At 54.2% G+C, this 12,706-nt stretch carries 10 protein-coding genes; 4 read left to right on the top strand and 6 right to left on the bottom strand.

Features of this window, described 5'->3' with window-relative positions; genetic code table 11:
• Positions 1-56 precede the first annotated feature (56 nt).
• The 6 genes from EHT25_RS24605 to EHT25_RS24580 form a co-directional block, all read right to left on the bottom strand.
• Positions 57-3,230 carry an efflux RND transporter permease subunit gene (locus tag EHT25_RS24605; RefSeq protein WP_124877846.1) on the bottom strand — a complete coding sequence of 1,058 codons (3,174 nt, stop codon included), beginning with the start codon at positions 3,228-3,230 and terminating at the stop codon, positions 57-59.
• 3 nt (positions 3,231-3,233) lie between these two features.
• Entirely contained in the window at positions 3,234-4,250 is a 1,017-nt protein-coding gene (locus EHT25_RS24600) for an efflux RND transporter periplasmic adaptor subunit (RefSeq protein ID WP_229311787.1), read from the bottom strand.
• 2 nt (positions 4,251-4,252) lie between these two features.
• A complete protein-coding gene (locus EHT25_RS24595) occupies positions 4,253-5,518 on the bottom strand; it encodes a TolC family protein (protein ID WP_221622325.1) in 1,266 nt (421 codons plus the stop codon).
• Positions 5,519-5,638: 120 nt separating this feature from the next.
• Entirely contained in the window at positions 5,639-7,018 is a 1,380-nt protein-coding gene (locus EHT25_RS24590) for a HAMP domain-containing sensor histidine kinase (protein WP_124877843.1), read from the bottom strand.
• Positions 7,019-7,021: 3 nt separating this feature from the next.
• A complete protein-coding gene (locus EHT25_RS24585; RefSeq protein WP_124877842.1) occupies positions 7,022-7,702 on the bottom strand; it encodes a response regulator transcription factor in 681 nt (226 codons plus the stop codon).
• Positions 7,703-7,831: 129 nt separating this feature from the next.
• Positions 7,832-9,250 (bottom strand): alpha-L-fucosidase, encoded by a 1,419-nt coding sequence (locus tag EHT25_RS24580; protein ID WP_124877841.1) that lies wholly within the window; start codon positions 9,248-9,250, stop codon positions 7,832-7,834.
• 439 nt (positions 9,251-9,689) lie between these two features.
• Here EHT25_RS24580 and EHT25_RS24575 point away from each other — a divergent pair, with 439 nt between their 5' ends.
• From EHT25_RS24575 to EHT25_RS24560, 4 genes are all read left to right on the top strand, one after another.
• The gene (locus EHT25_RS24575) at positions 9,690-11,051 is read left to right on the top strand and encodes an amidohydrolase family protein (RefSeq protein ID WP_124877840.1); all 1,362 of its coding nucleotides are present in this window, start codon (positions 9,690-9,692) and stop codon (positions 11,049-11,051) included.
• Positions 11,052-11,170: 119 nt separating this feature from the next.
• Complete coding sequence (locus EHT25_RS24570; protein ID WP_124877839.1) at positions 11,171-11,530, top strand: cupin domain-containing protein; 360 nt, start codon at positions 11,171-11,173, stop codon at positions 11,528-11,530.
• Between the two features lie 55 nt (positions 11,531-11,585).
• The gene (locus tag EHT25_RS24565; protein WP_124877838.1) at positions 11,586-12,248 is read left to right on the top strand and encodes a phosphoribosylanthranilate isomerase; all 663 of its coding nucleotides are present in this window, start codon (positions 11,586-11,588) and stop codon (positions 12,246-12,248) included.
• A gap of 153 nt (positions 12,249-12,401) precedes the next feature.
• The gene (locus EHT25_RS24560) at positions 12,402-12,668 is read left to right on the top strand and encodes a hypothetical protein (RefSeq protein WP_124877837.1); all 267 of its coding nucleotides are present in this window, start codon (positions 12,402-12,404) and stop codon (positions 12,666-12,668) included.
• The last annotated feature ends 38 nt before the right edge of the window (positions 12,669-12,706 follow it).

The following is a 12,706-nucleotide window of genomic DNA, read 5'->3' as shown; positions in this document are numbered from 1 at the left end:
TAGGTGAAGACATTGGCACGGTGGACGGAAAAACAGACGGTTTCTAAACCGGTTTCTCAGGTTCGGGAAGATACAACAACTTCTTCGGGCTTGGGAACCGGTTTTTTCCTGCGGTTTCGTTCCACCCAGTAATACAAAGGCGGTAATAGAAAAGGGGTAAACAGGAGCGTTGAGGTCAATCCGCCGATGATCACCGTCGCCAGTGGACGCTGTACATCCGAGCCAATGCCCGACGAGGTAGCCGCCGGAATCAAACCGATGATGGCGACGATCAGCATCATCATGATGGCCCGAAGTTGTTCACCCGACGCGTGCGCCACCACCATTTTGAGCGGCATTCCGCCGGTTTCGCGCTCCCGGTTGATGGCGGCAATCAACAGCACCCCGGCCATCACCGACAACCCAAAGAGGGACACAAAACCAACGCCTGCCGATACATTGAAGTTATAACCGCGTACCAACAAAGCCGCAATGCCGCCCGCCAGCCCGAACAACACGCAAACGACCGTCATCAGAGCGTAACGAACCGACTGGAAAAGCAGGAACAAAACCGCCAGCACAATCACGACCGTCAGCGGAATGGCCACCATGAGTTGCTTGCCCGCCCGCTCCAGATTCTCGAACTGGCCGCCGTAGGCCACCGCATAACCGTGCGGCAAGGTCACCAATTGCCGGACTTTCCGCCTGGCTTCGGCCACAAAACTACCCTGATCGCGTCCGCGAATATTGGTCCGAACCGTGACGAGCCGTTTTCCATCCAATCGATAAATATTCGTTTGTCCATCAATCAGTTGCACATCGGCTAATTGGCTCATGGGAATCAGTGAACCACCGGGCGACGGAACCTGCAGGCTACGAATCACGTCAATGTTGTTGCGGTTTTCGGGTAGATACCGCACCACGATGTCGTAGCGCCGGGGGCCGTCGTAAAGCGTACTGATCACTTTTCCGCCGATGGCAGCTTCGATCATGGTTTGGATCGCGGCCACGTTGATGCCATAGCGCGCGACCTGCTGGCGATTGATGTTGATGCTCATCTGCGCCTGGGGTCCCTCCTGCTCAATCCCGGATTCGGAACTGCCCTCGATGCCGCGCACGATTTTAAGCACCTGGTCGGCTTTGGAACGCAGGAGCGTCAGGTCATAACCGGTCAGGTTGATCGCCAGATCGGAAGCCGAACCCGTCACAATTTCCGTCACCTGGTCGATGATCGGCTGGCCGAACGACAGGTTGGCACCGGGCAGTTGTTCTTCCAGTTGGCTTTTGATCGTCGTCAGTAATTGCTGCTTCGTCGTGTCGTGTACCCAGCCGTCGTACGGTTTCAAAATCATCAGAATTTCGGTGCGGTTGGCCGGAAACGGGTCGGTACCGTCGTCGTTTCGTCCCGATTGCGTCACGATGCTTTCGATCTGGGAATGCCGGGCGGCCACCTGCCGGATCACCGGCGCAATTTTCTGATTTTCCGTAATGTTCGTACCGGCGGGCAGGAACGAGCGCATGAAGATCGAACCTTCATCCAGCGTCGGCAAAAACTCCGTGCCGATGCGAACGCCCAACCCAATAACAACGAGAACCAGGACCAATCCACTGAAAAAAACCGCCCGGGGCTTCTGCAGGGTTCGCAGGATAATCCGCACGTAACTTCCCTGAATCCGGTCAAAGATCGTTTTCCGTTTCTGTTTCGCAGGTTGAACGGTTTCAACCTGTTTCCGGTAAACGAACGTCATCAAAACCGGAATCAGCGTCAAGGCAAATAACATCGAGCCAATGACGGCAAAAGCCAGCGTCAGCGCCATCGGCGAAAAGAGTTTTCCTTCCACCCGCTGCATGGTCAGAATGGGCAAATACGCCAGAATGATGATGGTTACGGCAAAAAAGATCTCCCGCCCCACTTCGCCCGCCGATTCGATCGTCAGAGTAACAATATTTTTCCGGGGTTCTCCCGGTTCCGTCGCCCGATTGGCCGCGTATCGATACGAGTGAATCAGGTGAGCCGCCATCACGCAGGCTCCGTCGACAATAATCCCGAAATCAATGGCACCCAACGACAGCAGATTGGCCGGAATGCCGGTCAGTTTCATCAGGATAAAGGCAAAAAGCAGCGAGAACGGAATCGTGATGGCGACCACCAGCGCCGAGCGAATGTCGCCCAGAAACAGAACCAGAATAATAACGACGATAGAAATACCTTCCAGCAACGTGTGCGATACAGTTTCGAGCGTGTAATCGACCAGCGTCGAGCGGTCGTAAATGATCTGCAGTTTAACGCCTTTGGGTAATTCGTTGTCCTGTAAATCAACAATCCGCTCCTTGAGGGCTTTCAGCACTTCCGTCGGATTTTCGCCCCGGCGCAACGACACGATCCCTTCCACCCCGGAATTGACATCGACACCTTTGACCGGAATCGTGTAGCCCAAGATACCCTGCGGCTGGGGTGGTGCCACTTCGACACTGGCGACATCCCGGATGTAAACCGGAACGCCGTTGATGGTCGTCAGCACAATGTTATCGATGTCGTTGGCACGCTGAATGGCCCCCAACCCGCGAACCGCAAACCCCTGACCACCACGCTCTACGATGCTGCCGCCGGTATTCAGGTTATTGGCCTGCACGGCTTCGATGATCGTTTCCATCGTCAGGTTGTATTTCCGCAACCGATCCGGCGAGGTCAGCACGTGAAACTGTTTGACGGGGCCACCGAAGGTAACGACATCGGCAATACCCGAAACCTGCGTCAATGCCGGGCGAATGACCCAGTCCTGCAAATCACGTAATTGCATCGGCGAAAAGGTCGGCGGAGCCTCAACGACGTAGCGGTAAATCTCGCCAACTGCCGTGGTCAACGGCCCTAATTCCGGCGTCACACCGTCTGGTAATTCCGCAGCCGCCAGCCGTTCGATGACTTGTTGGCGGGCAAAATAATCATTTGTTCCGTCTTCAAAATTGAGTTGCACCACCGCCAGCCCGAAGATGGTGCGCGACCGGCGCGCAATGACGCGGGGCGTGTTGTTCAAGGCCCGTTCGAGCGGAATCGTCACCTGCTGCTCCACTTCCTCAGCCGCCCGACCTGCGTACTGCGCAATCACAATGACGTTCGTATCGGCAATGTCCGGGTAGGCTTCGATTTTCAGAAACCGGAAACAAACCAGCCCGGCCGCCATCAACAGCAGAGCCGCAATGACGAAAGCGGTGCGGTTTGCGAGGGCGACCTTTAGTGCGTTCTGTATCATACGTTAATACCCAAAACTCAGCCCTTTGAGCTGCATGGTTCCTTTGATCACTACGGCTTCGGTTTCTTTTAGTCCGTGAAAAACAACAATCCGGTCGCCAATCTGCTGGCCCAGCGTCACCTCCCGGCGCTCGAACCGGCGGGGCGCCGACTTGATGAACACGTAATCTTTTCCCTGAACGGTCACCAGGGCGGTTTGCGGCAGCGACATAAACTGGCCTTCGGAAATCCCGAACGATACCGTGGCAAACATGCCCGCCCGGAATTTGCCAGCCGGATTATCCAGTCGGATGCGGAGTTTGATGGTCCGGGTCACATTGTCGACCACGTCGCCAAACGACTCGATGCGGCCGCTGACGGTTTCGTCGGGATAAGCCGTAAACCGGATTGTGGCGTTGTTGCCCACTTGCAACTTATTCACCTGACTTTCAGGCACGTCGCAAATCAGCCAGGCTTGCCCGGGTCGGGCGTGTTGAAGGCCAATCGGGTCAAATCCGGCCAGTTTGAGGGTGGTTTCGTGTTGCGCCAACAGCGCACGTTCATTCGCCAGATTGGTTCGTTCCATCGCCAGTGCCGACTGCGCTTCCAGCACTTCGCGACCCGTGGCGGCTCCGTGTTCGGCGAGGTCTTTGGCCCGCCCCAGTTCAATTAATTTCTGCTTGATGTTGACGTCCTGAAGCTGGCGGATGTTCGTCAGGTGTTGCTGCAACTGCGAATAATTGTCGGTCAGCGCCGGATTGTCGAACAACACCATCGGCTTTCCGTCACTTTCCCCCGAACCGATCACCGTGGCCACGACGTGGGCCGGTGCCTGATAATCAGCCGTTAAACTGCGGTTTTGTACCGTTTCGGTTTGAAAAAACCGGATGGTCGACGAGTCGGGGCCCACTTCGATCAACCGGCCGCTGTCCTGCACAACGGGCCGGGAGTTCGGTTTCTGAATGGTGACAGCCACCGGTTTTTCTTTCTGACAGGCCGTACCGCAGATCATCAACAGCAGCCCTAAAGTTATCTTTCTCATTTTCATCGGCTTAGGATTGGCATCTGACCCGTTACAAACCACAGTTGCAGCAGACTGCGCCGGTAGGCTTCCTGCGCATCGAGGTACGTTTGCTGCACATCGAGCCAGGAACGCTGGGCTTCCAGGTAATCGACAATGGTCGTTCCCCCTTTCAGATACGCGTAGCGAACACTGGTCAGAATCTGTTCCGATTGCTGCAAAATGCCGGCATACCGGTCAATATTTCCGCGTTGGGTCAGGTAACTGCGGTAGGCGGTTTGTACTTCGGTCTGCACCTGCAACCGGGTGTAATCGGCCACCTGCCGGGTCTGTTCCTGCTGGACTTTCGCCTTCTGGATTCCGCCCTGATTTTTGTTGAAAAACGGCAGCGGCAAGGTTCCGTAAAATCCGACGTAGGGAACGCTGTTCTGCGGGTTATAAATGGCGCCGACTTCGGGCTGGGGAGCGCGTAAGGCTTCCTGCAAACGGGTATTCTGGACGGCTACTTCCATGGCCTGTTCCGCCAGCCGGACATCCGCGCGTCTGAGGTGCGCCCGTGTAATCAGCGTGTCGGCGGGGCCGGTTGTCCAGGCCAGCGTCGTATCATTGACGGCCACATCGAGACTATCGGAGGTGCCGAGCAGGCGTTTCAACAGCAGCAGTTGATTCTGGTATTCCTGACGCGTCGTCTGACTCCGGAGCCGATATTGGTCGGCCAGAATCTGGGTGCGCAGCAGATCGGTTTTTGTAATGACCTGATTCCGAAGGCGTACCTGATTGATCGTAACGAGCGTATCGATGTTTTGCCTGGCTTCCAGAATCAGATCGAGCCGAAGCCGGGCGCTCCAGGCATCGAGCCACTGGTTGCCCACTTCGAGCAGCAGATTCCGTTCCGTTTCGGCCACATTCCGGCGGGTGAGTTCAACGCCCTGTTCGGCAAGTGCAACGGCTTTCTGCCGCTTGCGGGCCACGTTGACGGGCGTCGTCAACTGCCACCAGACCTGCCGGTTGCGGTTGTTCAGCGCACCGGTATTTTCCGGGAACGCCGATGGTTTAACCAGTTGCAACGTCTGGTTGTTCAGCACTGGATTCGGGCGCAGACCGGCAGTTACGACATCGGCCAGGGATGATTGAATGGAAAGCTGTTCGGCCCGCAAAACCGGGTTGTGCTGCCGGGCTTCGGCAATGGCTTCGGGCAGCGTCAGGGTGCGGGGAGATTGCGCGAAAAGGCTGCCACTGAGCAGGATACTTAGGATGAAACCGGCCTCTTTTTTGCGCAGTTTCGCCATCCGGTTTTTCATAATTCCTCCTTGATTCGGTCGGGTGAGCGGCAAGCCATCAACCGCAAAAGTAAGGTTTGCACAACCGGGAGGTTGTTAGAGAGTTATTAGAATGCTATTAAAAGGCTGTTAAAGCGGGGATTTCAAATGCGGCAACTCGACTTCGAAAATCGTACGCTGGCCGGGTTCGGTTTTCACCGAAATACAGCCCTGGTGCAGACTGATGATCCGGAGCGTCAGCGAGAGGCCAATGCCGTTGCCATCGGCGTAGGTGCGGTTTTGCCCCCGGTAAAACGCCGTAAAGACGTGCGGGAGGTCTTCATCCGAAATGCCGATTCCCTCGTCGATAAAGCTCAGCCGACACAGGTCCGACAGGGATTTGACGGTCACCGTGCAGTGCTGATCGGGCGAAAATTTGCAGCCGTTTTCCATCAGGTTACTAAACGCGACCCGCAGCAGATACGCATTTCCGTTCGCGGAAATCAGGTGATCGTCTTCGATTTCCTGTTCAAAAACAATCGTTATGCGGTATTCGGGATGCTGGTGGAGCAGTTGGCCGCGGGCTTCCATCAGCAGTTCATCCAGCCGAAGTTCGCGAAACGAGATTTCACTGGCGTCGTAACTGGCTTTCGCCAGATCAAGCAGGCCGTTGGAAAGGTGCGTCAGCCGCCGGGCATCCCGCAACGTTCGCATGATAACCTGCTGGTATTCAGAAGTAGTACGAGGTTTGTTGGACGCCAGTTCGAGTTCACCGGCAATGGCCGCCAGGGGTGTCCGAAGTTCGTGTGAGACGTTGGAAACGAACTGTTTCTGGGCATCGAACGAGTGTTCCAGCCGGTCGAGCATCTGGTTGAACGTAATCGCCAGTTCGGCCAGTTCGTCGCGCCCGTTGCCCTCTTCCACCCGACGGTCGAGGTTGGTCGCCGTGATTTCACTGGCCTGCCGCACCACCGTCGAAATGGGTTTGAGCAGTTGCCGGGCCACCAGCCGACTCAGCAGGGCGACAATCACCAGACCCAGCAAAAAGGCAATGATCAGCGTAATCCGCAGATTTTCGAGTTTCGACAAGCCCACTTCGTCGTAGGCGGCTGCGGTCACCAGGTACGTCTTTCCCTGAAATTGGTATGGAAAACCGACTACCTGGCGGCCCCGTTGTTCAAACTGAACTTCCTGGTGGTGTTGAATCGAATGCAGAAAACCGGGGGTTTCTTTCACAAAGTCGCCCTGCCGGTCGTCGTGATAAACCAGTTGAAACCGGGAATCGTAAACGGCAACTTCTTCCTGAAACAACGCATTGGGCGAATTCTGGTAAATGACGTTTAAAACCGCTGGCTCCACTTTGGCTTCCAGCAACAACCGGAGCTTGGTCAGCGCCTGCTGTTTCAGCCGTTTGTAGTACGCATCCTCCCGGTAATCAGCATACGAAAGGTAAATAGACACGGCAAATAACAGCAGAATGGCCGCCGTAATGGCGGTAAAAAGCATGGCCAGTTTCGTCCGAATCCGCATCGTTTAGCCCTCCCCGAAGATAAAACCCATTCCCGTTTTGGTGTGAATCAGCTTTCGCTCAAACTCCTTGTCCAGTTTCTTGCGCAGGTAATTGATGTAAACATCGATAAAATTGGTGCCTGTATCAAAATGCGTTTCCCACACTTTTTCGGCAATCTCCGTTCGGGTCAGTAACCGGTCGGGATTGAGCATCATGAACTCCAGCAATTTAAACTCCTTGGGCGTCAGGCTGATCGGCTGGCCGCTGCGCATCACCGACTTGTTGCGCAGATTCATCTCCAGGTCCGCCATTTTCAGAATCGAGGTGGTGGCAACGGGCTGGTTGGCCTGCCGTTTCAGCAACGCCCGGATGCGAACGTGCAACTCCCGGAAATCGAACGGTTTTACCAGGTAATCGTCTGCACCGGCGTCGAAACCTTCCACTTTATCGTCGGTGGTTCCGAGCGCCGTCAGCATGATAATCGGCACGTTCGGTTTCGCCTGTCGAACCTGCTGGCAGACATCCAACCCATTGATTTTGGGAAGAATAATATCCGTAATAATCAGATCATACTCCACCGTTAGCGCCAGCCGACAACCCAGTTGCCCATCGAACGCAACATCCACCTGCCAGTCTTCCTCCTCCAGTCCCCGTTTGATGAGATCGGCAACCCGTTGATCATCTTCAATTACCAGTGTTTTCATAGTTAAAGGAGGAAGGGAGGAAAGGGAAGAAGGGAGAAAGGGAGGAAAGGGAGGAAGGCGGAAGGAAGACATTGACACCGGCAAACCGTTACCCCTTTTCTCCTTTCCTCCCTTCTTCCCTTTATTCCTTTATTCCTTCTCGTTATAAACGCCCAATTCCGCAATGGCTGGTGGGCTTGTAAATTCATCGATCAGAATCCGGACTTTGCTGCCTTTGACGGTATTGAACCGGTTGATTTTCGCCCGTCCGCTGTCGGTTCCCGAAAGAATCGGTTTCCAGCTTCCACTCGTGAAATATTCCAGCCGGTACTTCGTAATACCGGGTTGTTTTTCCAGAATCGTAATCAGATTAAACGGTTTTTCCTGATCGAAAACCACTTCGTACCACGGTTTTGTCACCGTCGGATTCGATTGCCAGGCGGTTTTGAAATTGTCGTCGTTCCCAAAATCCATGAGCCACATATCATTGCTCCAGCTCGCGTTGCTGGGCTGGTGTTTCGCCAGATTCGTCGAAATGATGGGGGCGTCGAAAACCGGCAGAATGGCCCGTACTTCGTTGCCCGACCAGATTTGACCGATTTTTGCCAAAGCCGTCAGCGCGTTGTCGTCGATCAGTCCGTCGCGGTTGGGGGCCACGTTCAGAATGAAATTGCAGTACGCTTTATTGAACGGAATCAGGTTGTCGTTTACCAGAACCACCGGGTCTTTGACGGGTTCGGTCGGCGAGCTGGTTTTCCAGAACCAGGTTTTGTTGATCGGCAGACACGAGAGCGCGGGCAGGCGGTTGGTTTCCTTCGAAATGTGCTGCCCCGCGCCTTGTTCATACGATTTGATGTCGGTGTAAAACAACGCTTCCGCCGGGTATTTGGCCGCGTTCAGGTCCATCACCAGGCAGTTGGGCTGAATGGATTTGATGTGCCGGTAGATTTCCTCGAACGGAATATCGTCGTACGAAATCCGCGACCAGGGCGCGTCCCAGCCGTCGATGATCAGCGCCGAAACTTCGCCGTAGTTCGTCAGCAGTTCGGTCAACTGGTTTTTCACCATCGCGATGTGCTGCTTCGTAATAAAACCGGGGCGCAGTTTGTGGTGCGTATCCAGAATCGAATAATACAACATCACTTTCAAGCCGTTTGCCCGGAACGCATCGGCGTATTCCTTCACCACGTCCCGTTTCAGCGGGCTGTTCATGACGTTGTAGTCGGTGGTTTTGGTGTTCCAGATGCAAAAACCGCTGTGGTGTTTGGTCGTCAGCGCGCCATACGACATGTTCGCCGATCTGGCGGCTTTGGCCCACTGGTCGCAGTTGAGGTTGGTGGGATTGAACAGCGAAGGTGACGCATCGGGGTCGGCCCAGTCTTCCTCCATGAACGTCGGGATGTTGAAGTGAATGAACATGCCGAAACGCAGATCGACAAAATCCTGCTGATTTTGCGTCAATGAAGCGGTTTTTGCCGGTTTCGGCTGGGCAGCGGCAATCAGCGTTGCCAGGGAAAGCAGGCACGCCGTCAACAGCGACTGGTGGTGAAGTTGGGGTAGAAAACGCATTGCGGTTTTAACATAGGTCCGGGCAAAGATAAACCGGGAGCGGGTGTTCCCCAAGCCGAACCACGGAAGCGGGAGAGTTATCCGGTTTGCGTCCGGATTAAACGATCTGTAAAATAAAAGACCAGCTCACGGTGGCTGGTCTTTTATGATTTACTCAACGTTATGATCACTTAAAGCTTTTGTGCAAAACCTTACACAAAGGTCTTATAAATCAGATTTTCAAACTTAAAACGATCTTAAATCTAACTAATTGCCCATTAAAACGAGATTAAAAATCCATTTGTTTACCAAGGCATTCCGGTTTGGATTCGCACCGAAACGATTTACCCGACAGCGGCTTCGTTGCCTGCATTGTATTGCTTCTGCGGGAAAAAGTATATAGATTTCGTGGAAATACACCGCATGAGCGGTTTTCGATCTACCCCAACCCTCCAGAATTATGCGCAGCTTCCTTACCCTTTTATTCCTGGTGCTGGCCCAAGCGGTTTTTGCTCAGGAACTGGTCAGCAACCGGCAGCGGGAAATCGTGCTGAAGTCGGTCAATGTGATCCCGATGGATCAGGAACGTGTCCTTGAAAATCAAACGGTTGTGGTGAAAGATGGCCGAATTACCGGACTGGGTGCGGCTGGCAAAGTGAAGTACGGAAAAGATGCGCTGGTGGTCGATGCCAGGGGAAAATACCTGACGCCGGGCTGGGCCGAAATGCACGCCCACGTTCCGCCCGTCGACGAGATCGAGCCGATGAAAGACGTGCTGGTTCTGTATCTGGCCAACGGCATTACAACGATTCGCGGGATGCTCGGCCACGCCAAACACCTCGAACTGCGCAGTAAAATCAACAGCGGGGAGATTCTGGGGCCGCATTTTTACCCCGCCGGGCCGTCGTTCAGCGGGCAAACCGTCAAGTCGGCGGAACAGGGTGCGCAGATGGTGCGCGATCAGAAAGCCGCCGGCTATGACTTCCTGAAACTACACCCCGGTTTGACCAAAGAAACGTTCCCGGCCATTGCCAGAACCGCCAAGGAAGTCGGCATTCCCTTTATCGGACACGTTTCGTTCAACGTCGGCGCCTGGATGGCAATCGATGCCGGTTATTCGTCCATCGACCACCTCGACAGTTTTATCGAAGCCATTACACCGGGTTCCGACACGCTGGTGGAGCAGGAAACCGGGCTGTTTGGGTCCTGGATCGGTTACCGCGCCGACCCCGCGCTGATTCCGAAACTGGTGAAAGGGTTGCACGACAAAAACATCCGCTTGGTGCCGACCGAAGCCCTGGCCGAACGCTGGCTGTCGCCCCAACCGGCTTCCGCCTTTGCGAACGACCCCGAAATGAAATACATGAAGGCGTCGGAGGTTCAGAACTGGATGAACACGAAAAACAACTACAACAACAATCCGAAATTTTCGAAGGAACACGCGGAAAAGTACATCGACATGCGCCGGAAAATCCTGCTGGCCTGTCAGCAAAACGGCGTCGATATTCTGCTGGGTTCCGATGCGCCCCAGGTGTTGAACGTACCCGGTTTTTCGATTCACCACGAAATGAAGTTTCTGGTGGGCGCCGGTCTGACGCCGTACGAAACCCTGCGAACCGGAACCGTCAATGTGGCTTCGTACCTCAAAAAACCGGATGCGGGCACGATCAAAACCGGTAATGTGTCGGATCTGGTTCTGCTGAACGGCAATCCGCTGAACGACATCAGCCAGACCAAAAACATCGAAGGTGTCATGATCGGGACCAACTGGCTGTCGAAAGCGTATATCCAGAAGGAATTGAAGCGGCTGGAGAAGCAATAAGTATCCCATTTTGGGTCGCTAAGCGACCGGCTATTTGTAGAAAAACCCAGTAATACATTTTAATCTGGTCGCATAGCGATCGAATAGTAGCAGATCTAAAATCCCAAACCCCAGCTCCTATGTCAGCCTATCCCAGTCCATCCGCGGAAGCCTTGCAGGAAGAACTGCAACACTACCAAGACAACGAAGAAGTGGGTCACACCCTGTTGTTCGAAAATGACAAAGTCAAAGTGTGGCACATCAGCCTGCAACCGGGCGAACGCATTCACTACCACCGCCACAGTCACGATTATTTCTGGACGGTTTTGCAGGATGGCGAGGGGGTTTCCAATCAGGCCGACGGCAGCCAGGTGCCGTTGCGTTTTCAAAAAAACCAGACTTCTTTTTACAACATTCTCCAGAAAGGCCCCGCCATCCACGATCTGCAAAATACCGGCGATCAGGTACTGGAGTTTGTTACTACCGAATTAAAATATTGATTATCAGCAGACTTAAAACACCTTTTTAGTAAAACCGGTTGTTGAAGCAGCCTGCATGGAGCCTTTTATTAAAGTTTGCGGTATTCAGACGGTTGCCGAAGCCCTGGGAGCCATCGACGCCGGAGCGAATACGCTGGGATTTTTAATTGGGCTTACGCACCGGGCAGAAGACGGGATTTCGGCGGCAACGGGAAAAACGATTGTGGAAGCCGTCCCGGATCACATCCGGACGGTGCTGGTAACGCACCTGCTCGATGCCGCCGAAATCGCCGAGATCGCGCGTTCGGTTGGCGTCCGCGCCATTCAGATTCACGACGATCTGCCCGTGGTCGGCGTCCTCGAGTTGCGTCGGCTTTTGCCGGATGTCGAACTGATCAAGGCCATTCACGTGACCGGCGAAGATGCTCTGCAAAAAGCACAAGAATACGAAGAATACGTCGATCGGCTGCTACTGGATTCGCGAACGAAAGACCGTCTGGGTGGTACGGGTCAAACGCACGACTGGAATCTGAGTCGAAAAATCGTGCAGACGGTTTCCATTCCGGTTATTCTGGCCGGGGGGCTGAAACCGGAAAACGTCGCTACGGCCATCGGTCAGGTTCGACCTGCGGGCATTGACGCAAACTCCGGCCTGGAACAGCCGGACGGAACCAAAGATTTTGATAAAATCAGGGCGTTTGCCCGGTTTGGGCGGCAATGCCGCTTTCCAACTACCTGATTTATAGAATACTGTGTCAAAAAACGGAACGGTATTGAGTGTAAACATTGCCAGTTTCCATGATCAAAACCGATTAAAAGGAAAACACTACACTGCTCTGACGGGTTATCTAAAGGATAATCAATCCTTTTTCCACCTGAAAAGAGCAAAGTCATGGCAGAGAAGAGCAAAGAGGAAATAGAAGCGAAAAAAGCCATCGGACCGGCGGGTTTGGGCAATCAATCGGCTGGTGGTACCAACGGACCGGGCAGCCAGTTCCCCGATGAAGATATTCAGGACATTACGCCGACCGATATCGAGGATAAATACCTGGACGGCGATGAAGATGCAACGTCGGCCAACGTCCGCGAAACCCATCCGAACCGCAACCGCGATGGAAAACCGCAGATCAATAAACCGGCTTACGGCGGAGGTCATTGAGTCAAGCCGGGGCGCTTGCAACGCCCCGGCTTTAAATT

This window comes from Larkinella rosea (assembly GCF_003858635.1).
Lineage (GTDB): Bacteria > Bacteroidota > Bacteroidia > Cytophagales > Spirosomataceae > Larkinella > Larkinella rosea.
Note: the sequence above shows the minus strand (reverse complement) of the source record. Positions and strands in the feature narration are given on the sequence as shown.

Bases quoted from the DNA above. Each gene is read 5' to 3' on its own strand.
- EHT25_RS24565 (WP_124877838.1), top strand. From the start codon at position 11,586: ATGGAGCCTTTTATTAAAGTTTGCGGTATTCAGACGGTTGCCGAAGCC.
- EHT25_RS24605 (WP_124877846.1), bottom strand. From the start codon at position 3,230: ATGATACAGAACGCACTAAAGGTCGCCCTCGCAAACCGCACCGCTTTC.
- EHT25_RS24570 (WP_124877839.1), top strand. From the start codon at position 11,171: ATGTCAGCCTATCCCAGTCCATCCGCGGAAGCCTTGCAGGAAGAACTG.
- EHT25_RS24595 (WP_221622325.1), bottom strand. From the start codon at position 5,518: ATGGCGAAACTGCGCAAAAAAGAGGCCGGTTTCATCCTAAGTATCCTG.
- EHT25_RS24580 (WP_124877841.1), bottom strand. From the start codon at position 9,250: ATGCGTTTTCTACCCCAACTTCACCACCAGTCGCTGTTGACGGCGTGC.
- EHT25_RS24575 (WP_124877840.1), top strand. From the start codon at position 9,690: ATGCGCAGCTTCCTTACCCTTTTATTCCTGGTGCTGGCCCAAGCGGTT.
- EHT25_RS24585 (WP_124877842.1), bottom strand. From the start codon at position 7,702: ATGAAAACACTGGTAATTGAAGATGATCAACGGGTTGCCGATCTCATC.
- EHT25_RS24590 (WP_124877843.1), bottom strand. From the start codon at position 7,018: ATGCGGATTCGGACGAAACTGGCCATGCTTTTTACCGCCATTACGGCG.
- EHT25_RS24600 (WP_229311787.1), bottom strand. From the start codon at position 4,250: ATGAGAAAGATAACTTTAGGGCTGCTGTTGATGATCTGCGGTACGGCC.
- EHT25_RS24560 (WP_124877837.1), top strand. From the start codon at position 12,402: ATGGCAGAGAAGAGCAAAGAGGAAATAGAAGCGAAAAAAGCCATCGGA.